This is a genomic window from Enterobacter sp. JUb54 (genome assembly GCF_014298075.1).
Classification (GTDB): domain Bacteria; phylum Pseudomonadota; class Gammaproteobacteria; order Enterobacterales; family Enterobacteriaceae; genus Klebsiella; species Klebsiella lignicola.
In genome coordinates this window covers 4,676,072-4,698,820 of sequence record NZ_CP060418.1, presented here as the reverse complement: position 1 = coordinate 4,698,820, position 22,749 = coordinate 4,676,072, and the positions used below count along the sequence as shown (strand labels likewise).

Sequence of the window (22,749 nt, the reverse complement as noted above, 5' to 3'; positions counted from 1 at the left end):
CCACCGGCCTCTCGCGGAAGCCGCGCGGCGACACGCCGGTACTGCGGCGAAAGAAACGCGAAAAATAGGTCGCGTCGCTGAAGCCAAGGTAATCCGAGATTTGGCTCACCGTCATGCTGGTGTACAGCAGGCTGCGCTTGGCCTCAAGCAGCAGACGCTGATGCAGAACGCTCAGCGCGCTGCAACCATAAAACTCCCGACACAGGGTGTTGAGATGCGCGCCGGACATCGCAATCTGGCTGGCGTAATGGGCAATCTGAAAATGTTCGCGGTAGTGGCTTTCCACCAGCTGATTAAAACGCCGAATAACGGCGCGCTTACGCTCCACCTTATCGCTCACCTCCGGACGGGGCAGCGCCTGGCGATTCAACCACACCATCAGCGCGCTCAACTGTGAATAGAGCATCATGTCCCGGGCATCGTTGTCCGCCTGGCACTCCTGATGAAGGGTGTGAAACAGGGAATGAATTTGCCATCCTGACTCGCCAACCGGCAGACAGGCCGGCTGATCGAGCACCTGCAAAGACCGGCCAAACTGCTGTTCAAACTGCGCGACCAGGGGGGCAGCAAGCGACAGTGAAAAGCCTTCGGTTCCGGATGAAAAACGAAAGCCGTGCACGCACAGCACCGGGATTATCTGAATACAGGCATCGCTAAAATGGTGGGTCATCCCTTCGATCTCGATCTCGCCCTGCCCCTTATGAATATAAAGCAGCTGGATCAGATCGGTATGCTGGTGCGCCTGAATACTCCAGTCATACAGGCTGCTGCGGCTCTGGATCGATTCGCAGTGCAGCAGATCCGGCGTGGTCCAGTGCCGGTTTTCGCCGTACAGTTTAAAAACCGGAATGTGGTTAACCTGGTTCATGATGCCTCCATCAACATCGTCACGCTTCCCCTCACCCGGCGGTGAGGGGAAAGTGGATCGGGTTCAGCGGGACGGCATCGCCGCCGCGCGGATCAGCCGGGTCTCCTGAGAAATAATCAGCTGCTCAGACGCGCTTAAATAGGCCGCGAAATCCGGATGCGTATCGCGCAGGGCGCTGCGGCGCTCATACTCGCTCAGGCTCTCGTATCCCCACAGGTGCACAAACTGATTCTGCGGGCCGACAAGGCTGGTGTAGAACCCCAGCGGCTGGCCCAGCGTATCCAGCAGCACCGGCATCGCCAGGCGATGAAACACCTCCAGAAACTCGCCCATCTTGCGCAAGCGGATGGTATAGATCCGATGATCCACTATCGGCATCGTGTTCATTTGGCCTCCTGAGTCTGGTGCGTTGGCCACCCCAGCGGACCAAAACGATCGTACGGTTTCGGCCATGGCGCCGGTACCCCCAGCGCGATCGCCGCATGAATGGGCCAGTTTGGATCGTCCAGCAGACCGCGGCCAATCGCCACCAGATCCGCGCGCTGCTCATCAATGATGGCCTCCGCCTGCGCGGCTTCGTAGATCAGCCCCACCGTAATGACCACCGCGTCGGGAAGCGCCGCTTTCACCGCTTGCGCGAAAGGCACCATATAGCCGGGCTGGTCGGCGGGCGGTTGCTGGTTATAGATGTTATAGCCGCCAGAAACATGAAGATAATCATAGCCAAGCTGGTGTAGCTCACGTGCAAACTGCACCGCTTCATCCAGCAACAGCCCCCCTTCGGCAAACTCGCCGCCGTTAAAGCGCACGCCCAGCAGACGGTTTTTCGGCCAGGCATCGCGTAACGCCCGGGCGACCCGCAGCGGGAAGCGCATGCGGTTTTCAGCGCTGCCGCCATACTGGTCATCACGCTGATTACTGAGCGGCGATAAAAACTGATTCAGCAGATACCCGTTCGCCGCGTGCAGTTCGACAAAGTCCACGCCGGCCTCCAGCGCCCGCTGCGCCGCCTCGACGAAGCCGGCGATGATCCGCGTCATACCGGCTTCGTCCAGCGCCGCCGGCACACGCCAGCCGGGCTTGTACGCAATGGCCGACGGCGCCACGGTCGGCCAGCCGCCTTCGTCATCCGCCAGCGAAGCGCCCTGGTTGCGCCACGGCGGGTTCGTCCCCGCTTTACGCCCGGCATGATTAAGCTGCACGCCGATGGGGGTGTTGCTGTAGGTGCGAATATCCGCGAGCAATTGACCGAGCGCCTGCTGCTGATCGTGGTTCCACAGCCCAAGGCAGCAGGGCGTAATCCGGCCATCGGCGGTCACGCCGTTGGCTTCACAAATCACCATTCCGGCCCCGGAGATCGCTAATCCGCCAATGTGCTGGGCATGCCAGGGCGTGGCGATACCGTCGTCTGACGCTGAATATTGCGACATCGGCGGCACGACAATGCGGTTGGTCAGCGTCAATGGGCCGACCGGTAACGGACTGAAGAGTGTTGACATGGTGTTCTCCAAACTCATGATGCGGCACGCTGCGGCATCGTTTCGGTTTCCCCCAGAGCCGTCAGGCTGCAGGCGGCGATATAGCCAAAGGTGGCGGCAGGGCCAAGGGTGATCCCCGCTCCGGGATAGCTTCCCCCCATAATGCTGGCCATCTCATTCCCCGCGGCGTACAGCCCCGGAATGGCGATCCCCTGGTTATCCAGCACCTGGGCGTTGGCATCGGTTTTCAGCCCATGGAAGGTGCCGAGGTCGCCCATAAACATCTTCACGGCATAGAACGGCCCGTGCTCGATCGGAGCCACGCAAGGGTTAGGTTGGTGATTCGCATCGCCAAGGTAGCGGTTATACGCAGATTCGCCGCGGCCAAACTGCGGGTCTTTGCCCTGCCGTGCGGCGGCGTTGTAGGTGGTCACCGTGTTTTCGAGTGCCGCAGGCGGTACCCCGATTTTCTGCGCCAGTTGCTGCAACGTTTTGCCGGCGACCAGATAGCCGCTTTTCAGGTACAGCGACACCGGCAACGGGGCCGGTTTGGCAAAGCCCATCCCGTACTGGCGTAACGCCCGCCGATCGCAGATTTGCCAGGCGAAGGTTTCGGTATCCTCACGGCAGGTTTCCAGCATGGCGATGCCAACATCGTGATAGGAGTCGGCCTCGTTGCAGAAGCGAACTCCATGGCGGTTAACCATGATAAAACCCGGCTTATAGCGGTCGACGAGGTGCGGAAAGACATATTCCCGACGCCCGATGTTCACTTTCGAGGCCGGGATCCACGCCGCTCCATGGCGGTAGCTATCATCAAAGCGGGCGCCGATGCGTTCCGCCATCGCGATGCCATCGCCGGTATCCACGCCCGGCGGGGTGGGCGAGAGCTGGCTCCCGCCGCGCCGGACGTGCGGATAACTCTTTTTCAGCCGCGGTTCATCGCGCGCAAACCCGCCGCTGGCCAGCACCACTCCGCGTCTGGCATACAGCGCGATGCGTTCCCCTTGATGCTCAACCATGACGCCGCGGACCACGCCCTGCTCCACGATAAGATCTTTTGCCGCCACGCCGGTATGAATCGGGATGCCGAGATCCAGCGCCGAGCAGGCCAGCCGGGCCACCACCGCATTACCGCCGTTTGCCGTGACGCCGCGTCCATAGCGGGCCAATTCCAGCAGATGGCGGCTCAGGCGTTTCGCGACGTAGATAAACGAGGTCAGGGAACGGGTCGCATTGAAAAAGTGCTTCAGATCGTTATTCGATGAGCTGAACATCATGCCCATGAAGGTGATGGTGCGCAGAGGCTTACGCAAACGGCGCATTGCCGGGCCAAGCGCGCGAATATCAAAGGCTTCCGGTACTACCGAGCGCCCGCGCATCACGCCGCCAGGTGCATCGGGGTGGTAGTCCGGGTACTGATAGAGGTTGCAGCGAAAGCGGCTCTTTTCCTCCAAAAAGCGCAGCATTTGCGGACCATGGCGTAAAAATGCCTCCACCATCTCCGGGCGGTAGCTCTCCCCCGCCTCGCCCTGCAGATAGGTACGGGCCGCCTCCTGGCTGTCTTCGATCCCCTGCTGACGCGCCAGGTGATTATCGGGGATCCACAGCACGCCGCCGGAAAAGGCCGTGGTCCCGCCGAACACCCGATCTTTTTCAATGACCTGTACATCCAGCCCCTTCAGACCGGCGGTGACGGCGGCGGAGAGACCGCCAACGCCGCTGCCGACCACCAGAACATCGCATTCGCGAACGAGAAGTTCTCCGGCCATCAGCACTCTCCCCTGGATTGCACAGCACGCAAACCGGCGTCAGCACGAGCGTTCGGGTTTTTCATAGGGTACCTCGCAGATGAATGATCTAAATTGTCGATTTATTGTTTTAAATTTGTTTCATTTGCATTTTTGACATCTCACCGGGGAAAAAGAAGGTCACTTTCTCGCCAAAACATGCACTTTTGAAAAATTGCGCAGAAGTGTGCCGGGCTTCAAATTTCTCATCCGAAAACGCTACGTTGGGGGACAAACATCATTCCGACCGAGCTCACAAGATGAGGATCTTGCACTTGCGCGGCAGAAACGTTTACTGCCGAATAAATGCCCCGTCATCCTCTGGAGATAGCCCTTATGCAGCAGAGTCACCCCACTCAGAGCCAGCGCCATGCCTGCTAACGGCCTCCGCCAGCGGGAGCTGCCAAACTATGCGCTGTACGGCGCCGAGGCCGCGCAATCCTCCGTCGATATCGTGCATCACGAGCGCATTCCATCGCGCGCGGGCCGCTTTGACTTCGATATCACGCCCCACTTTCATGACACGTTAATTCAGGCGCTGTATGTGACGCACAGCAGCGGCGAGGCCACCATCGACGGTAAGGTCTGGGCCTTTAACGCGCCGTGCCTGATCGTCGTACCGGCCCGCTCGGTCCACGGCTTTCGCTTTTGCAAAAATGTCGATGGCCACGTGATGACGGCGGCCCAGTCGGCTATCGAATCCGTCGCCATCACCGTGGCGCCTGAACTGCTGACCTTCGTGCGAACGCCGGCGGTACTGACCGTCGATCCCGCAAGCCGCTGCGGCGAACCGCTGGAGACGCTGTTTGAGGCCATCGGCCGGGAAGCCGAGCGCCCCGAGCGCTGGCAGTTCACCGCCGGACTGGCGCTGGCGATCACCCTGTTTGTCCAGATCGCCCGTCTCAGCGAGAAGGCCCGGCTGGCGGGCAACCCGGCACGCGCGGCGCTTGCCGCGCGTATCGAGCGCTTTCGCACGTTGCTTGATGAGCGCTGCCGCACGCGTCGTCCGGTTGCCAGCTATGCCAACGCCATGGGCGTCACTCCCGGCCAGCTGACGCGGATTTGTCGCGAAGCCTTCGGCATTTCGGCGATTGAAGCCATCGACCGGCGGGCGATCCACGAAGCCAAAAGGCTGCTCGGCTATTCATCCTTCAGCGTGAAGCAGATAGCCGGCGAGCTGGGCTTTCGTGACGAGGCCTATTTTGGCCGCTTCTTCCGCAAGCAGACCGGCTTGCGCCCCACCGAATACCGCATCAAGGAGCAGAGCCGGCTGTCGCTTTACTCCCCGAACGACGCTGACGAACCGTAACCGCCGCCGGAACCCGGCGGTGGCTGGAGCGACTTAATCAGGGCGTTTGCTTAAGCGCACGAACAGATGTTCCGGCCCGGAGTTGGTCAGGTTATTGCCGCGCACATACTGAATGGGCCGTTGCGGATCGAAGGTTATCTCCCCCACTTTTTGCGCCACCAGCCTGCTCGCTATCAATGTTTCGAGCTTCGCCAGCGGCTGGCCGAGACATTTGTGGATGCCGTTGCCAAAGCCAAGATGCCCGTTGGTGTCGCGGTCGATATCGAAGGTGTCGCCATCAGGGAATTTCCGGCTGTCGCGATTGGCGGCGGACAACAGCAGGCGCACCACCGCCCCTTTCGGCAGCGTCACACCCGCGATTTCAGTCGCTTCGGTGGTGATACGACTCACCCGCTGCACCGTGCCGCGATAGCGAGCCACCTCCTCAACAAAGCGCTCGGCATCGTCAAGGTTGTCGCGGATCCGGCCCACCAGTTGCGGCTGTTCGGCAAACATCCGGAAGGCGTTGGCCACCAGAATAGTGGTCGTGTCATGCCCGGCGATAAACACGAAGGCGCACAGTTCGGTGGACTCTTTTTCAGAGAGCAGCCCCTCTTTCCACATACGGGCAATATGGCCGCCGATAGACTGGCTGTTGCTGAGGTACAGGCGCTCCATCGCTGCCTTAAGATAGGCGAAGAAAGCTTTCGCACTCTGCTCGTCCGTACCGGTTCCCGGCGCGTTTCGGGCCAGACGGCCGAAGTAGCTGAAGGTTTCATCGGACCAGAACTTCATCTTATCTTCGTCTTCGTTGGGCACGTCGATCAGCGCTGAAATCGTGGCGATACTGAGCGGAATAGCAAACTCCTCCACCACGTCGCCTCCGCCTTTGGCAATCAGGTTATCGATCAGCACTTCGGCGCGTCGCTCGATCTCGGCGATAAACGGCTCCAGCGACAGCGGCATAAACGAAGGCTGAACCACCTTCCGCAACCGCGAGTGGGCCGGGGAGTCGAAGAGCGTCAGGAAGGTCAGCGGCGGCGGGCTGACGACTTCCGAGGAGAACAATTTCGGATTACGAATCGCCTGATACACATCTTCGTAGCGCGAGAGGAACCAGACGTCGGAGGTCGCCGACTGGCAGCGCAGGACCGGCGCGTGTTCACGCATCCAGCGATAGTGTTCGTAGGGATCGCCCTGATAGCCATCGTCCACCACCTTAAACGGCGCCAGTTCCGGAGGCCACTCCAGCTCATGGGAATAGGCCGGCATGGCGAGGGCCGCAAACGGACAGCGCGCCGGTTCCGGTTCTGGTTCCGCCACCGGAGGCAACGGTGTCGTTTTCACCGCAGCAGGCGCGCTGGCGGCAGGCGTCATCTGCTCCAGCGCCCGGCTCATAGTCGCTCGTGAGTGCAGTGCGTGCTGCGCCAGCACGTTGCGCGCCGCGTTGAGATCGTCGTATTCAAATGCCGCCACCAGATCCCGGTGCTGCTGAACGATGTCCCCCACAATCTCGATGGTGTTGGTCAGCGCCCGGCCGATGTAATCCTGAATGGCGAGCTGTTTGTAGAGCGCGATGAGTAAGGCATTCTTTGACGCTTCAATAAGAAACATGTGGAAGGCGTGGTTCGCCTCGCTATAGCGCGCCACATCGATAAACCGCCGTCCGGAGACCCACGGGGCCATCGCCTCCGCCAGCCGGCGGAAGGTCATGAGCTGTTCCGCAGAGAGGCGTCCCATCGTCAACTGTACCGCACCAAGCTCCAGTGCCAGACGCAGGTCGAAGGCGTTATCCACATCGACCGGGGCGATCGGCGCTTCACCCGTCTGGGCCACGACCGCGCTCCCGGCGAATTTCTCATAGTAAAAGTTGCGCGGCGTTAACTCGCGCGACGAGAGATATGAGCGCACGGCGTCCACCATCGGCGGCGGCCCGCAGAGGTAAATATCCACATCACCCTCGTTGAGCTGCTGCCCGGTGATATGTTGCGTGACATAGCCTTTATGGGGATAGCTGCTGTCCGGGTCCGCCACAGTACAGAGGAAGCTGAAGTTCGGCAGGCGGCTGGCGTATTCTTCCAGCGCCGCGATTTCGACGAGGTCCTCATCCCTGGTCACGCCAAAGATCAGATGCACCGGCTGTTCGCCGGGACCGTCCTCAACCATTTTATCCAGCATTGACAAGAACGGCGCGAGGCCGGTCCCTCCCGCGAGGAACAGTACGGGACGCTCGATCGCCCGAAGGTAGAAGCTGCCCATCGGCCCCTGCAACGTAATGGCATCGCCAATGCGCGCCTGTTCACGGACCCAGGTCGACATCAACCCCTGCGGTACGTTGCGGATCAGGAATGAGACCTCGTCTTTCGACGGGCCAGAGCTGAAGGAATAGGAGCGCGTCTGGTCGCTACCGGGAACCGTAACATTGACGTACTGGCCGGGGAAAAAGCTCAGCGCCTGGCGATCGTCCAGCGCGACGGAGAAGGTCAGCGCCGTGGCCGAGATTTGCTGGCTGGCGGTTACCCGCCCTTGATAAACGGCATCGCTGGCGCCCGACATCCCGGAGGCGGCAGCGATGTTCACCACGCAGTCGCTGGAGGGGTGCATTTGGCAGGTCAGCACCCGGCCGGCAGCCACTTCTTGCGCTGAAAGCGCGTCGTCGACATAGTCCCCGTGCTGGTACTGACCGGATTCGCAGGTTGACTTGCAGGTGCCACAGACGCCGTCACGGCAGTCGAGTGGGATATAGATTTTCGCTCTCAGGGCGGCATCCGCAACGGACTCTCCCGCACGGCATTCTATGGACTGCGTCGCTCCGTCTTCGAAGCGAAGGGTAATGTGATGCGTCATCTCGTTTATCCTTCAGGTCAGTAGCAGTTTGACAGGCCATCGGTTCCGCAAGCCGGAACCTTGAGCTTCATAAAATGCCGGATGCCATTTGGGATCAACGGACAGAGATGACATAAAACAGGACAAAACAGGCATCACACCGAGTTAGCGGCGGAGGTCACATTCCGAAAGGGCGTCGTGATATTGCCTGACACCGGGTTCAGGCCGGCGTCAGGGCAGCAGAGAAATGTCGGGATAAAGCGCGGTATAGCGTTGATTCAGAGCGAATCGTACAGCTCGCGATAGGCTTCAGTCAGGTTTTCCAGCGTGGCGCGATTGAGCCCGCTGGGGTTTGGCAACACCCATACTTGCGTGGCATCGATGATGACCGACTGCTTTCCCCAGCGCGCGCCGCGCACCTGAAAGGCTTTCTCAAAAGCCTGTTTGCCGAGGATCGCCAGCGCTCGCGGCTGATACTGTTCCATTTTCAGGGTGAGCTCCCGCCCGCCGCTGCGAAACTCCTGCAACGCCACTTCGCTGGCCTGCACCGTCGGGCGTTCCACCAGCATCGTGATACCGCAGCCGGTATCGAGCAGATGCTGCTCCTCTTCCGGCGCCAGCAGGCGCTCGGTAAATCCGGCCTGGTGAATCACCTTCCAGAAGCGATTGCCCGGATGGGCAAAATGAAAGCCGGTATGCGCGGAGGACTTCCCGGGGTTGATGCCACAGAAGACTACCCGCAGGTCCGGAGCCAGAATATCGTTGATCATCTTTTCACCCACTCAATACCGAAAAGGTGATTATAAAGGATTGAAAATGCGTTGTTTATAAAATCAGCAGCCGTGCGTTTTACGCTGGATTGCGCTTGCCAGTTACTTTATAATCCCTCGCCACGGCCCCTTAGCTCAGTGGTTAGAGCAGGCGACTCATAATCGCTTGGTCGCTGGTTCAAGTCCAGCAGGGGCCACCAGACACCGCAAGGGCTGGCGAGAAATCGCCGGCCCTTGTGCTTTTTAGCGTTTCGCACTGCCACCACACCAGTTAACGCCCGCCAACAGGCCATTAAAGGACTGTCGCTGCCCACGGAACACCATTACATTTCGCCCCTTTCATTTTGAAGGCGATACGATGGATTTCAGAAAGGTCATGATTTTGGCTTTGGTTGCGGGGTGGTTTTCGGTTTCGGCTAATGCAAGCGTGTTTCCCGCTTCAAGCGGTCCGGTGCTGGCGTGTGGCGCCGACGGGGGTCAGCATTATCAGGTGGATGTGACGCTGTTCCCGAAAACACTGCGGGTAAACGGTACATTTCTGGAGCTGCAGTCATCGACGGATGCCAATGACGGTTTTAAAGTCGGCATCTACAAGCAAACGGGCGGCCTTGAGAACGCCATGCTGGCGGTGAAAGCAGGTTTTAAACCGGTGCTGATAGAACACAACGCGACCTACGTGTGCGGTTAGAAATCGCCGCCATCGTCACTGAAGCCATCCGCAGACAGGTAAAAATAAAAGGAGCGCCGTTAATAACGGTTCGCTCCTTTTTTATACCTTATACGCTGAACAGCACGGTCATGAATGGGCGGTTGAAACGCTCAACTCACACCAGTTCCCGCAGCTGCTCCCGCATGTAGGAAGAGAAGAACTCAGGGTTTTTAATAATGAGACGGTCACCAGATGCGATCTTATCTGCCCATCCGGCCACTTTTTCCGTGAACCCGGCGTTCCATCCCTCCTGCTGACCTCGCGCCATCACGTCGTCGGCACTTGCAGGAACACCTAACTCATTCAAATACTTTAAAATGCCTTTAGCTGTGCTTTCATCCATTGAAGGCGGAGCCGGTTCTGATGTGTTCATACCACCAATAAAATCTAATGCTTTATCTATCGCTGTTGGCATGCTCTTATCCTTAAAATTAACCATGTGATGAACATGTTTATACTATGGACCCAAGTTCGCCGGGATATCAAAGAGAACGTTGCCTTTATTTGATTCAGCCCTCATTCAAACGTTTGCATGGCGGTTTTCTGCGCACTTAAAACGCTCGTTTGCGCACTAACTGGCGCGCCGCGCGGGCGTCAGGTCAACGATGAGTCCTGGTTTTTACGCTTGAACTGGCTGGCGTCGATATCGTACTGCTTCATCTTGCGCCACAACGTCGTGCGCCCGATATTGAGCAGGCTGGACATCTCCTGCACCCGGCCACTGGTGACGCGGGCGGCATGAATAATTGCCTCTTTTTCGATGGCGCTGAAGGTCAGGCTGGCGGGTAAGAGCGGCGACGCGCTGTCGCTGCTGCCCAGACGCTCGGAGAAGAGATATTCCGGCAGGTTGCTCAAGCGGATATGGCCGTTATCGCTGCTGATGGCGATATTTTCAATAATGCTGTTGAGCTCAAAATCATTGCCCGGCCAGGAGTAGTTCACCAGCTGCGCCAGGGCGTCGTCGTCCACTTTCAGGCGCGATGAAAAACGCCGCTCCAGACTGCGCAGACGGTTATGCACCAACGCGGAAATACTGCTGCGTCGCGACCGCAGCGGCGGAATGGCAATCTCAAACGAGTGCAACGCATAGTAGAGCTGGCGGCTAAAGCGGTTCTGCTCCACCAGGTTGGCGAGGTCGACGGTGGTGGTGGCGATCACTTTCACATCCACTGGGATCAGCCGGCGGGCATCGAGCCGGGTTAACACCCCCTGCTTAATCACCTGCAACAGCACGGACTGCAGTTCCGGCGCCAGGTACTCGATTTTTTCCAGGAATAAGGTCCCGCCGCTGGCCAGCTCCAGGCGGCTCAGACGGCCGTTTTGATCATCGGTCGGCGCGCTGCCCATAAAATCCTGCCCCAGCACGTTGTCGGCATACAGCTGGCAGTTAACCGCAATATACGGGCCGCCCGCCCGTTCACTTTCATTATGAATCGCCTGGGCGATCAGCTCTTTCCCGACGCCCTCTTCGCCGCACAGCAGAACCGGGAAAGCGCCGCGTGCGGCCTGCCGGCCAAAATGTATCAGCCGCCGCGTTTGCGGATCGTCCGCAGACATCTGCTCGAACGTATGGCTCACTTTGCCCAACTGGCTGGTCATCAGCTGACGCAGCTGCTCCACCGGATGCAGCAGCAGAATAAAGCTGTTGCCCTGCGCTTCGACAATCGGCTTGAGGGTAATCACGGCGTCGATAAACTGATGCTGACTCTCAAACGTCACTTCCGCATGATTCAGCGCCCGCGCGTGCTTAATGGCCCGACGCAGCAGCGCCGGCAGCATCACCAGGTCGTGAATATTTTTCCCCTGGCTGGCCTGCGCATCCAGATGCAGGAGCCTCGCGGCCTGGACGTTAATAAACTGCAGCACCCCTTGCTCATTCCACGCCATCACCCCGTCGTCCATGCTTTCCAGCAGGCCGTACATCTGGTTGAGGTGGCGATTGGATTCGGCGAGCAGGCTGTCGGTGAGCAGTGAATTCCCCACCTCCCGGGCAATCGCGAGGGTCAGGGACAAATCAGAAGCCGCCTGCTGTTCGCGCAGACAGCACAGCGAAATGGAGCCAAACAGGCGCCCGTGATTATCAAACACCGGCGTCGAGCTAAATGACCAGTCGTGCAGCGCCTGTTTAAAATGTTGATCGCCGGAGGTTCTCACCGGCTGTCCCAGCATCGAAGCCAGCGACAGCGCGCAGCTGCCGATAATGCTTTCGGCGCAATAGCTGCCGTCGAGGAACCCTAGCGTTTCCAGCTGCGCCAGCGTCTGCGCTTCACCGCAGCGGCTGAGAATACAGGCGGACTCATCCAGAATGAACAGCGCGCAGGGGCGGCCGTCCATAAATTCCCAGGCATCTTCCAGCGCGGCCTGGCCGATAGTCAGCAACGCGGTTTTACGCCGACAGATCGACTCAAACGTCAGCCCCTGCGCCTGATGCGGCGCCTGCCAGGTGTCCCGCTGCATAAACCGGCTGCAACGATGCCACGACTGGCCAATTACGGAAGATGCTGATTGTGAAGAATCCTGAGTCTGCGCCGCCATGTCCCTTTCCACTGTTGACCAATAGACAACCCCTCCGGCAGAGACTGTCGGAGGGGAGAAACGTCCTTCACGTTCAGACCACGCGTTCGCGTAACCTTAACGCGCCAGCCACTGCTGACCGAGCAGGTCGGCCGTCATAATCGCGGCATAGACGTTATCAGGCGCCACGGCAAAAGGCATGTTATGGATGGTTTCACCTTCCGCACAGGTCGCTTTCGCCACCGCCTGAATTTTCCCTTCAATGCCCTCTTTCACGCCCATCTGCGCCAGCGTCACCGGCAGCCCCACTTTCTGACAGAAGCCCAGCACCGTCTCAATCTCTTCCATCGGGCTGTTTTGCAGCACCAGTTGAGCCAGGGTGCCAAAGGCGACTTTCTCGCCGTGGTACAGATGGTGGCACTCTTCCAGAATGGTGAAGCCGTTGTGAATAGCGTGCGCCGCCGCCAGGCCGCTGCTTTCAAAGCCTATGCCGCTGAGGTAGGTGTTGGCTTCGACAATGCGCTCCAGCGCATCGGTTACGACGCCGGCCTGGGCCGCCAGACGCGCTTTTTCGCCTTCCGCCAGCAGCGTATCATAGCACAGGCGGGCCAGGCTCAAGGCCGCCGCCGTGGACTGGCCGCCGGCCATGCTGGTAGCCCTGGCATCAAAACAGGCCTTCGCTTCAAACCAGGTGGACAGCGCATCGCCCATCCCCGCCACCAGCAGACGCACCGGCGCTTTGGCGATAATCGCCGTGTCCATCACCACCATATCCGGGTTTTTCGGGTAGATCAGATACTCTTCAAATTCACCGGCTTCGGTGTAAATCACCGACAGCGCGCTGGTTGGCGCATCGGTCGAGGCGATGGTCGGGATCACCACCACCGGCAGCTTCTGGTAGAAGCCGATGGCTTTGGCGGTATCGAGCGTCTTACCGCCGCCAATCCCCACCACGCCGCGGCAGCCGTGCTGCTGCAGAATGGCGATCAGGCGGTTGATTTCCGCATGGCTGCATTCGCCGTTAAAGCGTGTGGCATGGCAGCTGAGCCCGTGGTTATGCAGGCCATTAAGCACCTTCTCCCCCGCCAGCTTCATGACGAAGTCATCGGCAATCACGAAAAAACTGTCCGCCAGGTTTTTGGCATACTGGCCAAACAGCGTGGATGCATCAGGTCCCTGAAGATATTTGGCCGGAGATTGAATAACGTTTAGCATTCCTTTCACCCTCAAATAAGTGCATGTTTTACATGATGTGCCCTGGCGTCATCCCGTTCAGCTTTCGGTAAAAGGCGGGAACGGGAGCATGACCGGAGCGATGCAAACACTGTAGGGCGAGCGGCGAACAAAAAAATTTTTGCCGATTTTGTTCTGATCTGAAACGACGATCGATTTTTAATGTTTCATATTGGAACATGACTGACGAAGAAACGCCGGGATTGCGATCCCGATCGGCCCCTTCAGTCACCAACCGTCACAAAACCACGGACCAGCGGCGGGTGATGTTGCCCTCTGCGGCAAAAAAAACGCCGAAAAAGTCGTCCCGGCCGCCATCCGCCGCCGTGGCGCACGAGGTGAAAAAACTGCCCTGGCTCGCATTTTTCGCATTTCCTCAGCAAAAACGTTCCATTACGGAACGAAAATTAATAATCATGTTCCGTAATGAAACCCGTTTTCGCGGCATTTTTTTTTCCGTTAACTCAGCCAGAATCATCACATCGCCGGTTGTTGTTCCCGCCAGGCGATACCCCTACACGATGACCGCCTCCGTGCGCAGAGAGGCCGCATCGCATCACGTCGACGGAGCATGAATAATGAAAAAACTGATTAACCGTGTCGAAGATGTCCTGAGTGAACAATTACAAGGCCTCGCCAGGGCCCACCCTGAATTAACGCTGCATCAGGACCCGGTCTACGTCACCCGCGCCGATGCGCCGGTGGCCGGAAAAGTCGCGCTGCTCTCCGGCGGCGGAAGTGGACACGAGCCGATGCACTGCGGCTATATCGGCAAAGGGATGCTCTCCGGAGCCTGCCCGGGCGAGATTTTCACCTCGCCGACGCCGGACAAAATGTTCGAGTGCGCCATGAATATCGACGGCGGTGAAGGCGTACTGCTGATCATCAAAAACTACACCGGGGATATCCTCAATTTCGAGACCGCCACCGAGCTGCTGCATGAAAGCGGCGTCAAGGTCACCACCGTGGTGATCGATGACGACGTGGCGGTCAAAGACAGCCTCTACACCGCCGGACGCCGTGGCGTCGCCAACACCGTGCTGATAGAGAAGCTGGTCGGTGCCGCCGCCGAACTCGGCGATTCGCTGGAAGCCTGCGCTGAGTTGGGCCGCCGCCTTAACAACCATGGCCACTCCATCGGCATTGCGCTGGGCGCCTGCACCGTGCCGGCCGCCGGACAGCCGTCGTTTGAGCTACAGGATAATGAGATGGAGTTCGGCGTCGGTATTCATGGCGAACCGGGCATCGACCGTCGCGCCTTCAGTTCTCTCGATCGCACCGTGGATGAGATGTTCGACACCCTGCTGGAGAACGGGAACTACAGCCGTACCCTGCGCCAGTGGGATCACCTGAAAGGCAGCTGGCAGGACGTGCAGCAAAGCAAACAGGCGTTGCAGAAAGGCGACCGCGTCATCGCCCTGGTCAATAACCTCGGCGCGACCCCGTTATCGGAGCTGTATGGCGTATTCAACCGCCTGGCGACACGCTGCGAGGAGCACGGCATCACGATCGCCCGCAGCCTCGTCGGCAGCTACTGCACATCGCTGGATATGGTGGGCTTTTCCATCACCCTGCTGAAAGTCGATGACGCCACGCTGACGTTATGGGACGCCCCCGTTCACACCCCTGCGCTGAACTGGGGCCACTAAGGAGCACGACATGTCACTGAACAGAACGCAAATCGTTAACTGGCTCTATCGCTGCGGCGATACCTTCACCCGCGAGAAAGATTTCCTGACCGGCCTCGATAAAGAGATTGGCGATGCCGACCATGGTCTGAACATGCATCGCGGCTTCAGCAAAGTGGTGGAGAAGCTGCCGTCCATTGCCGATAAAGACATTGGTTTTATTCTCAAGAATACCGGGATGACGCTGCTTTCCAACGTCGGCGGCGCCAGCGGGCCGCTGTTCGGCACCTTCTTTATTCGCGCAGCCCAGGTGACTCAGGCTCATCAGAGCCTGACCCTCGATGAGCTGTATCAGATGATGCGCGAAGGGGCCGAGGGCGTGGTCAACCGTGGCAAGGCAGAGCCCGGCGACAAAACCATGTGCGATGTCTGGTTGCCGGTGGTCGAGTCGCTGCGCCAGTCCGGCGAACAGCACCTGTCGGTGCAACAGGCGCTGGACGTCGCAGCGCAGCAGGCGGAGGAAGCCGTTCGTTCCACCATCACTATGCAGGCCCGCAAAGGCCGCGCCAGCTACCTCGGTGAGCGCAGCATCGGGCATCAGGATCCGGGGGCAACCTCGGTGATGTTGATGATTCAGGAACTGGCGGCAGCCGCCAAAGCGTAAGGATAAGGCGATGGTAAACCTGGTGATTGTATCTCATAGCGCCCGGCTGGGCGAAGGCGTCGGGGAACTGGCCCGGCAGATGTTAATTGGCGATGGCTGCAAGCTGGCGATCGCCGCCGGGATTGACGATCCGCAGAACCCGATCGGCACCGATCCGCTGAAGGTGATGGAGGCGATCGAGTCCGTGGCCGATACCGACCACGTGCTGGTGATGATGGATATCGGCAGCGCCCTGCTCAGCGCCGAGACCGCGCTGGATCTCCTCGATCCGGCCATCGCGGCCAAGGTCCGCCTGTGCGCCGCTCCGCTGGTCGAAGGCACGCTGGCGGCCACGGTCAGCGCCGCCACCGGATCGGATATCGATAAAGTGATCGCCGACGCCATGCACGCCCTGGAAGCCAAGCGCGTGCAGCTGGGGTTACCATCGTCAGCGCAAGAGGTCATTGAGGCTGCGCCCAATGTTGACGATCTGAGCGGGCAGTCCGTCTCGGTGGTGATCAAAAATCACAACGGGCTGCACGTCCGCCCGGCATCGCGTCTGGTGGCGGCCTTAGCCGGGTTCCAGGCGGATCTGGTGCTGGAGAAAGGCGGTAAATGCGTATCGCCGGACAGCATCAACCAGATTGCCCTGCTCCAGGTTCGTTGCAACGATACCTTGCGGCTGCTGGCCCGCGGGCCGGACGCCGAGGCGGCGCTGGCGGCATTTCAGGCGCTGGCGGCAGAAAACTTTGGCGAGCAGCCGGACGCCACGCCCACCGCCCCTGCGCCGGCTGTCGTCCGCGTCCAGGGGAGCGCAATGCGCTACCCGCGCCCTCAGGCCCGGCCGGAGCGGCAAAGCGGCGCGGATATTGCCGATGAGATGCAGCGCCTGAAACAGGCGATCGACCAGACCCTGGCGGATCTCACCGCGCTGACCACGCTGGCGGAAGATCGTTATTCCGCTGATATCGCGGCGATTTTTTCCGGCCACCATACTCTGCTCGACGATCCTGATTTATACGACACTGCCTGCGAGATCATGCGAAATGAGCACTGCGGCGCGGCCTGGGCGTGGTATCAGGTGCTGGTTGATCTTAGCCAGCAATACCGCGATCTGGACGATGCCTATCTGCAGGCTCGCTATATCGATATCGACGATCTGCTGCAGCGTACGCTGCGCCATCTCGCGGGCCACAACGAGGAGCCGCTGCGCCTGCAAGGACCGACGATCCTCATCGCCGACGATATCTTTCCTTCCACAGTCGTGCAGCTGGATCCCCGGCAGGTAAAAGGCATCTGTCTACAGGAAGGCAGCGACCTCGCCCACGGGGCGATTATCGCCCGCCAGGCCGGCATCGCCTTCCTGTGCCAGCAACGTGAAGTGCTGAGCCGCTTTCATGACGGTGAAGCGCTGACGCTGGATGTCACCGGGCAGCGCGTGATGCGCAGCTAAAGGTAAGGTTAAAGTGGCCCCGGGCTACGCTTCTATGTCGTTACCCGGGGAGCGCTCGCAGGAGCAGCGATTACTTGCTGTGCCAGTAGGCCTGAGAGCGCACCAGCTGCGGATCAATCTCATCGTTTTCGAAGCGACCAAGCAGCGATTTGACGACCGCGCCCTCGCCGGTGACCCAGATAAAGTAATCCTCTGGCGGAACGCTCACCTGTGCCAGACGCTCTGCCACGACGGAGGGTTGATGGCCCACCACCCACTCAATATTAAAGCCCTGCAGGTCCGCCAGATAATCCTGGTAAGACACATCGCCGATGGTGACCAGCGCCGTCACCTGCGGGCGCATGGGCAGACGGCTGAGGCCGAGCAGGCGACGGCGCAGTGCCGGCATCCCGGACTCATCACAGACATACAGCTGCCAGGCATAATCTTCCGGCACCACCAGTGAACCTCGCGGCCCGCCAATCACCAGGGTATCGCCCGGTTTGGCCGCCAGCGCCCAGCTGCTGGCAATCCCGCCGTCGTGGATAAAGAAGTCATATGCCAGCTCATGGCGCTCGGCATCGTACAGCGGCGTATAGTCGCGGGTTGCCGGACGCACGCTCTCACCCCAGTTAATGCCTTCATCAGTGACCTGCGGCGGCGTAAACGCGGCGCCGGCTTCGGGGAAAAACAGTTTGGTATGGTCGTCAAACCCCTGGGAAACAAAACCGTCCAGCGCGTCCCCGCCCAGCACAATGCGCTGAAAAGCCGCGCCGATACGCTCTACGCGCAGGACGGTTAGTTCACGGAAACGCAGCTCATTACGAACGCGTTGCGGGTACTGAGTGTTTTTCGTTTTTATCATCATCGATTCGATCGCCTTCGTGAAAAATAGATATATCTAAACATGACCTAAATGATAATGATTGCCATTAAAAAAGAATGCAAGTTATTTTTGATATAGTCGTGACAAAAAGCAAAAAAGTCCAAAACCACAAATAAAAACATTTAAAATCAACAAATTATAAAAATATCAGATCTCATGCTTGCTAACCGTCATTTTTTAGATATAAATTAGATATATCAAAACTAATGAGGAATACACGATGCGACATCATCATGAAGAAGGGCGCGGGCCACGTGGGCACCGCGGCGAACGTGGGGAACACGGCCACAGAGGCGGTGATCATGGCGAGCACGAACGCAGAGGCGGCGGACGCCGTCAGCGTTTCTTTGGTCACGGCGAACTGCGACTGGTTATCCTCGATATCCTGACTCGCAACGCCAGCCACGGCTACGAACTGATTAAAGAGATAGAGACCCTGACTCAGGGTAACTATAGCCCTAGTCCGGGCGTTATCTACCCGACCCTCGATCTCCTGCAGGATCAGGGTCTGATCAGCGTTGAAGAGGAAAATGGCCGCAAGAAAATCGCCATTACCGCCGAAGGCAGCCAGCTGCACGCCGAAAATCTCGAGCAACTGGCTCAAATTCAGGAGCGTTTACAGGCGCGGATGGTCGGCTGTGAACTGCGCAAAAATCCGCAAATGAAGCGGGCGCTGGAGAACTTTAAAGCCGTACTGGATCTGAAAGTGAATCAGCAACCCACCAGCGACGCGCAGCTCAAGCAGATCGTCGCCGTTATCGACCGCGCGGCCATGGAAATTTCTCAGCTCGATTAAGCCCCCTTCTGCCCTCTAATTGGGCAACCTGCACCGCCGCGAAGCACGCGGCGGTATAGCAGCCAGCAGGTTATCAGCTCCTTTCAGGAGTAAAACATGCCAAAAATATCGCCGTGAGATTAAATTCCGCGCATATCCGCTTTCACGCTGCGTTTATCCCGATTTTCAGCGCCTCCACCGAAGTGGCGTAATCCCTGCAATACTTAATTCAGTATCATGTGATACGCCCGCCCCAGGAGCTCACTTTGAACAGGTTACCTTCCAGCGCATCGGCTCTGGCCTGCAGCGCACACGCACTGAATCTCATTGAGAAGCGAACGCTTGATCATGAGGAGATGAAAGCACTTAACCAGGAGGTCAGGGAATACTTTAAAGAGCATGTCAATCCAGGGTTTTTAGAGTACCGAAAATCGGTCACCGCTGGCGGGGATTACGGAGCCGTAGAGTGGCAGGCGGGAGGGTTAAATACGCTTGTCGACACTCAAGGACAAGAGTTTGTCGATTGTCTGGGTGGTTTTGGGATTTTTAATGTAGGGCACCGTAATCCAGTTGTGATTTCCGCCGTCGAGCATCAGCTCGCTAAACAACCTCTTCATAGCCAGGAACTGCTGGACCCACTTCGGGCCATGCTGGCCAAAACGCTGGCGGCATTAACGCCCGGCAAACTGAAATACAGCTTCTTCAGTAACAGCGGTACGGAATCGGTCGAAGCGGCGCTCAAGCTCGCCAAAGCTTACCAATCGCCACGCGGCAAATTTACCTTCGTGGCCACCAGCGGCGCGTTCCATGGGAAATCGCTGGGTGCTCTGTCGGCTACGGCCAAATCAACCTTCCGTAAGCCTTTTATGCCGCTGCTGCCGGGCTTTCGTCACGTGCCGTTTGGCGATATCAACGCCATGCGCACGCTGCTCAGTGAGTGCAAGAAAACCGGTGATGACGTCGCGGCGGTGATCCTTGAACCGATCCAGGGCGAAGGCGGCGTGATCCTGCCGCCTCAGGGCTATCTGCCGGCGGTACGCAAGCTGTGTGATGAGTTTGGCGCACTGCTGATCCTCGATGAGGTGCAGACCGGCATGGGGCGCACCGGCAAAATGTTTGCCTGTGAGCACGAGAACGTTCAGCCGGACATTCTGTGCCTTGCCAAAGCCCTCGGCGGCGGTGTGATGCCAATTGGCGCGACGGTCGCCACCGAAGAGGTGTTCTCGGTGCTGTTCGACAATCCGTTCCTGCATACCACCACCTTCGGTGGAAATCCGCTGGCCTGTGCCGCGGCGCTGGCGACGATCAACGTTCTGTTGACGCAAAATCTCCCGGCACAGGCGGAACAGAAAGGCGAACTGCTGCTGGATGGCTTCCGTCAGCTGTCCCGCGAGTACCCGGATCTGGTGAATGAGGTGCGCGGTAAAGGAATGCTGATGGCGATTGAGTTCGTGGATAACGAAATCGGCTACAGCTTCTCCAGTGAGATGTTCCGCCAGCGCATTCTGGTGGCGGGGACCCTCAACAATGCCAAAACCATCCGCATTGAGCCACCGCTGACGCTGACGCTTGAGCAGTGTGAGCAGGTGCTTAAAGCGGCACGTACAGCATTGGCTGCACTGCGGGTTTCAGTGGAAGAGGCCTGATCGACCCCCTGCCTCTCCGCACACGGGGAGGCAGGTATTTCCGCTTCACGTTTTTCCTTAATCTGCCGGCAGCAGCCCCACAAAACTGCGCTTGTGCCGCGGCTGCGACATCATCTCCTCCAGTTTCTCCACGCAGGCCAGGTAGTGCGGGGTTTTCTTATGCGCCAGCACCGCCGCGTCGTCTTTATAGGCTTCATAGATAAAAAAGCGGGTCTTCACTTCCGGGTCCTGCAGCACGTCAAAACGCAGATTGCCTGGCTCCTGCAGCGCTCCTTCGTGGTTGGCGCGAAAGACGTCGAGAAACTCATCCACCCGCTCCGGCTTGATATTAATCTCCACCAGCGTCACGTTCATTTTAGCTCTCCCTGTTTCTCTTCCTGCCAGAACTGGTACGCCTCGCGGGCGCTGATATTCTCATGGACCACTTTTTTCACCGCTTGCAGCATGGCGCGCGGCGCGCTGGACTGGAAGATATTGCGCCCCATATCCACGCCGGATGCCCCCTGGTCGATTGCCCGCCAGCACATCTCAAGGGCTTCGAGTTCCGGCAGCTTTTTCCCGCCGGCGATCACGATCGGCACCGGACAGCTGGCGGTGACCTTTTCAAACCCCTCTTCGACAAAATAGGTTTTCACAAACTGCGCCCCCATCTCGGCGGCAATCCTGCTGGCTAACGAGAAGTAGCGGGCATCACGGGTCATCTCTTTCCCCACGCCGGTGACTGCCAGCACCGGCATGCCGTAACGGTTCCCGGCGTCCACCAGCCTGATGATGTTGTTGATCGACTGATGCTCATACGAGCTGCCGATATAGACCTGGGCCGCCACCGCACAGACGTTCAGGCGCAATGCGTCCTCCATCGCTACGGCGACGCACTCATTGGAGAGTTCGCTGAGGATTGAGTTGCCGCCGGATGCCCGCAGCACCACCGGCTTGTTGGTCGCCGCCGGGACCTGGCTGCGCAGCACCCCGCGGGTACACATCAGCACATCGGTTTCATCAAACAACGGGGCGATAGAGAGGTCAATCCGCTCCAGCCCGGTGGTCGGCCCCTGGAAGTAGCCGTGATCGAAGGCCAGCATCACCGTCCGGTTGCTGTGCGGATTAAAGATACGCGCCAGTCGGGACTGCATCCCCCACTCCAGCGAGCCGCAGCCTTTCAACGTATAGAGCGTGTTTTTCTGCGGCCGGTCAAAACCGAAGTCTTTTCCCTCTTTGATATCGTCTAAATCTGCCATCTCATCCTCCCTCAGAAGTCGTAGTTATTGATGTTCTCTTTGGTGAACACCACGCGCTCCGGCAGCAGCACGATCCCGTTGCCTTTCGCTTCATACTGATAACCCTGCACGCTGTTTGGCTCGACCTTCAGCGCCCCGAGATCTTTCACTTCCACACTGTCACCGACGTTAAGATCGCCCTTTTTCAGCAAGCGATCGGCGACGTTGACCGCAATTTTGCCCTGCTGCACCACGTCCCACAGGCCGAAGGCTTTCACCGTGCCGCGCTCAACGTACGGGCGCATCACGTTCGGCGTACTGAAGCCGACGATGGCGACGCCCTGGCGTTTGAGATTTTCTGCCGCCTGTGCGGCGGCCGGCAGCGCGTTGGCGTCCGGGGCAATAATGGCGTCAAGATCCGGGTAGGCTTTTAAGATCCCCTCAGCGGTTTGCAGGGAACGGGTGGCATCGTTATAGCCAAACTGGGTGGTGACAATTTGCCACTCCGGGTGCTCTTTTTCGATTTTGGCTTTTGCCTCTTTCACCCACTGGTTCTGGTCGGTGACCGTAGGGCTGGAGTAGAAAAACGCCACTTTGGCGGCCGGTTTACTCACCTGCTTCCCGGCCATCTCCACCAGCAGGCCACCGAGCTGCTGCGGCGTGCCTTGATTGATATAAATACTGCGGCACTCTGGCTTGGTGTCGGAATCCCAGGTCAACACCTTCACCCCGCGCTGCATCGCCCGCTTCAGCGCCGGACACAGGCCGTCCGGCGACACCGCAGAGACGATAATCGCGTTGTAACCCTGGTTGACGAAGTTATTGATAAGCTGCACCTGACCCGAAACGCTGGGTTCAGTGGGGCCGTCGTAGGTGACATCCACGCCGAGCGCTTTGCCCGCCTCTTTCGCGCCGTTGCCGCCGCTGGTAAAGAAGCCGACGCCAACCAGCTTAGGAATAAAAGCGATGCGGTCTGCCGCCTGGGCGGTGGCTACGCTCATCGCGATCGCGAGGGCACTGATGTGCAAGAGATGTTTAGCTTTCAT

20 protein-coding genes, 1 tRNA gene and 2 pseudogenes are annotated in these 22,749 nt (G+C 58.8%); 9 read left to right on the top strand and 14 right to left on the bottom strand.

Going from position 1 to position 22,749, the window contains the following annotated elements:
• Positions 1–10: 10 nt before the first annotated feature.
• The 4 genes and pseudogenes from HF679_RS21775 to HF679_RS21760 all read right to left on the bottom strand — a co-directional run.
• A pseudogene (locus HF679_RS21775) lies at positions 11–868 on the bottom strand (helix-turn-helix domain-containing protein); the annotation flags it as partial.
• A gap of 63 nt (positions 869–931) precedes the next feature.
• Positions 932–1,255, bottom strand: coding sequence for an NIPSNAP family protein (locus tag HF679_RS21770; protein ID WP_123756411.1), 324 nt, complete (start codon positions 1,253–1,255; stop codon positions 932–934).
• Complete coding sequence (locus HF679_RS21765) at positions 1,252–2,367, bottom strand: NADH:flavin oxidoreductase/NADH oxidase (RefSeq protein WP_154144096.1); 1,116 nt, start codon at positions 2,365–2,367, stop codon at positions 1,252–1,254. Before HF679_RS21765 ends, HF679_RS21770 begins: the two co-directional genes overlap by 4 nt.
• A gap of 14 nt (positions 2,368–2,381) precedes the next feature.
• A complete protein-coding gene (locus HF679_RS21760) occupies positions 2,382–4,118 on the bottom strand; it encodes an FAD-dependent oxidoreductase (protein WP_123756410.1) in 1,737 nt (578 codons plus the stop codon).
• Between the two features lie 388 nt (positions 4,119–4,506).
• On the opposite strand from HF679_RS21760, the gene HF679_RS21755 reads away from it, so the two are divergent.
• Positions 4,507–5,445, top strand: coding sequence for a helix-turn-helix domain-containing protein (locus HF679_RS21755; RefSeq protein ID WP_123756409.1), 939 nt, complete (start codon positions 4,507–4,509; stop codon positions 5,443–5,445).
• Between the two features lie 33 nt (positions 5,446–5,478).
• Here HF679_RS21755 and HF679_RS24930 read toward each other — a convergent pair whose 3' ends face one another.
• The 3 genes and pseudogenes from HF679_RS24930 to mug all read right to left on the bottom strand — a co-directional run bounded on the left by HF679_RS24930 (position 5,479) and on the right by mug (position 9,020).
• Complete coding sequence (locus HF679_RS24930; RefSeq protein WP_227540142.1) at positions 5,479–7,221, bottom strand: cytochrome P450; 1,743 nt, start codon at positions 7,219–7,221, stop codon at positions 5,479–5,481.
• A gap of 33 nt (positions 7,222–7,254) precedes the next feature.
• Positions 7,255–8,271 (bottom strand): annotated as a pseudogene (benC, locus tag HF679_RS24925) (benzoate 1,2-dioxygenase electron transfer component BenC); the annotation flags it as partial.
• Positions 8,272–8,528: 257 nt separating this feature from the next.
• Entirely contained in the window at positions 8,529–9,020 is a 492-nt protein-coding gene (gene mug / locus HF679_RS21745) for a G/U mismatch-specific DNA glycosylase (RefSeq protein WP_123756407.1), read from the bottom strand.
• Positions 9,021–9,144: 124 nt separating this feature from the next.
• On the opposite strand from mug, the gene HF679_RS21740 reads away from it, so the two are divergent.
• Together HF679_RS21740 and HF679_RS21735 are read left to right on the top strand one after the other, a co-directional pair.
• A tRNA-Ile gene (locus tag HF679_RS21740) sits at positions 9,145–9,220 on the top strand.
• Positions 9,221–9,378: 158 nt separating this feature from the next.
• Entirely contained in the window at positions 9,379–9,708 is a 330-nt protein-coding gene (locus HF679_RS21735) for a hypothetical protein (RefSeq protein WP_123756406.1), read from the top strand.
• A 136-nt stretch (positions 9,709–9,844) separates the two neighbouring features.
• Here the strand turns inward: HF679_RS21735 and HF679_RS21730 are convergent, their stop codons facing one another.
• The 3 genes from HF679_RS21730 to HF679_RS21720 form a co-directional block, all read right to left on the bottom strand.
• On the bottom strand, positions 9,845–10,144 hold the full coding sequence (locus HF679_RS21730) for a DUF1889 family protein (protein ID WP_217426887.1): 300 nt from the start codon (positions 10,142–10,144) through the stop codon (positions 9,845–9,847).
• A 179-nt stretch (positions 10,145–10,323) separates the two neighbouring features.
• The gene (gene dhaR, locus HF679_RS21725) at positions 10,324–12,264 is read right to left on the bottom strand and encodes a dihydroxyacetone kinase operon transcriptional regulator DhaR (protein WP_123756404.1); all 1,941 of its coding nucleotides are present in this window, start codon (positions 12,262–12,264) and stop codon (positions 10,324–10,326) included.
• A 96-nt stretch (positions 12,265–12,360) separates the two neighbouring features.
• Entirely contained in the window at positions 12,361–13,458 is a 1,098-nt protein-coding gene (locus tag HF679_RS21720; protein WP_123756403.1) for a glycerol dehydrogenase, read from the bottom strand.
• Between the two features lie 197 nt (positions 13,459–13,655).
• Between HF679_RS21720 and HF679_RS21715 the strand changes: the two genes are divergently transcribed.
• The 4 genes from HF679_RS21715 to dhaM are packed head-to-tail and all read left to right on the top strand — an operon-like array spanning position 13,656 to position 17,200.
• Positions 13,656–14,051, top strand: coding sequence for a hypothetical protein (locus HF679_RS21715; RefSeq protein ID WP_148060397.1), 396 nt, complete (start codon positions 13,656–13,658; stop codon positions 14,049–14,051).
• Between the two features lie 3 nt (positions 14,052–14,054).
• Positions 14,055–15,125 (top strand): dihydroxyacetone kinase subunit DhaK, encoded by a 1,071-nt coding sequence (dhaK, locus tag HF679_RS21710; RefSeq protein WP_123756402.1) that lies wholly within the window; start codon positions 14,055–14,057, stop codon positions 15,123–15,125.
• Positions 15,126–15,135: 10 nt separating this feature from the next.
• On the top strand, positions 15,136–15,768 hold the full coding sequence (gene dhaL, locus HF679_RS21705) for a dihydroxyacetone kinase subunit DhaL (protein WP_123756401.1): 633 nt from the start codon (positions 15,136–15,138) through the stop codon (positions 15,766–15,768).
• Positions 15,769–15,778: 10 nt separating this feature from the next.
• A complete protein-coding gene (gene dhaM, locus HF679_RS21700) occupies positions 15,779–17,200 on the top strand; it encodes a dihydroxyacetone kinase phosphoryl donor subunit DhaM (RefSeq protein ID WP_123756400.1) in 1,422 nt (473 codons plus the stop codon).
• A gap of 70 nt (positions 17,201–17,270) precedes the next feature.
• Here the strand turns inward: dhaM and HF679_RS21695 are convergent, their stop codons facing one another.
• Positions 17,271–18,047, bottom strand: a complete 777-nt coding sequence (locus tag HF679_RS21695; RefSeq protein WP_187042369.1) for a siderophore-interacting protein — start codon at positions 18,045–18,047, stop codon at positions 17,271–17,273.
• A gap of 238 nt (positions 18,048–18,285) precedes the next feature.
• Here HF679_RS21695 and HF679_RS21690 point away from each other — a divergent pair, with 238 nt between their 5' ends.
• Together HF679_RS21690 and ygjG are read left to right on the top strand one after the other, a co-directional pair.
• Positions 18,286–18,861: a PadR family transcriptional regulator gene (locus HF679_RS21690; RefSeq protein ID WP_123756399.1), complete on the top strand. Its 576-nt coding sequence runs from the start codon at positions 18,286–18,288 to the stop codon at positions 18,859–18,861.
• Between the two features lie 245 nt (positions 18,862–19,106).
• A complete protein-coding gene (gene ygjG / locus HF679_RS21685) occupies positions 19,107–20,486 on the top strand; it encodes a putrescine aminotransferase (protein ID WP_123756398.1) in 1,380 nt (459 codons plus the stop codon).
• Between the two features lie 57 nt (positions 20,487–20,543).
• Here the strand turns inward: ygjG and lsrG are convergent, their stop codons facing one another.
• Genes lsrG through lsrB form a run of 3 tightly spaced genes read right to left on the bottom strand, consistent with a single transcriptional unit; the run spans position 20,544 to position 22,749 of the window.
• On the bottom strand, positions 20,544–20,840 hold the full coding sequence (gene lsrG / locus HF679_RS21680) for a (4S)-4-hydroxy-5-phosphonooxypentane-2,3-dione isomerase (protein WP_123756397.1): 297 nt from the start codon (positions 20,838–20,840) through the stop codon (positions 20,544–20,546).
• A complete protein-coding gene (gene lsrF / locus HF679_RS21675; RefSeq protein ID WP_187042368.1) occupies positions 20,837–21,724 on the bottom strand; it encodes a 3-hydroxy-5-phosphonooxypentane-2,4-dione thiolase in 888 nt (295 codons plus the stop codon). The genes lsrG and lsrF overlap by 4 nt, the downstream gene beginning before the upstream one ends.
• A gap of 11 nt (positions 21,725–21,735) precedes the next feature.
• Entirely contained in the window at positions 21,736–22,749 is a 1,014-nt protein-coding gene (gene lsrB / locus HF679_RS21670; protein ID WP_123756395.1) for an autoinducer 2 ABC transporter substrate-binding protein LsrB, read from the bottom strand.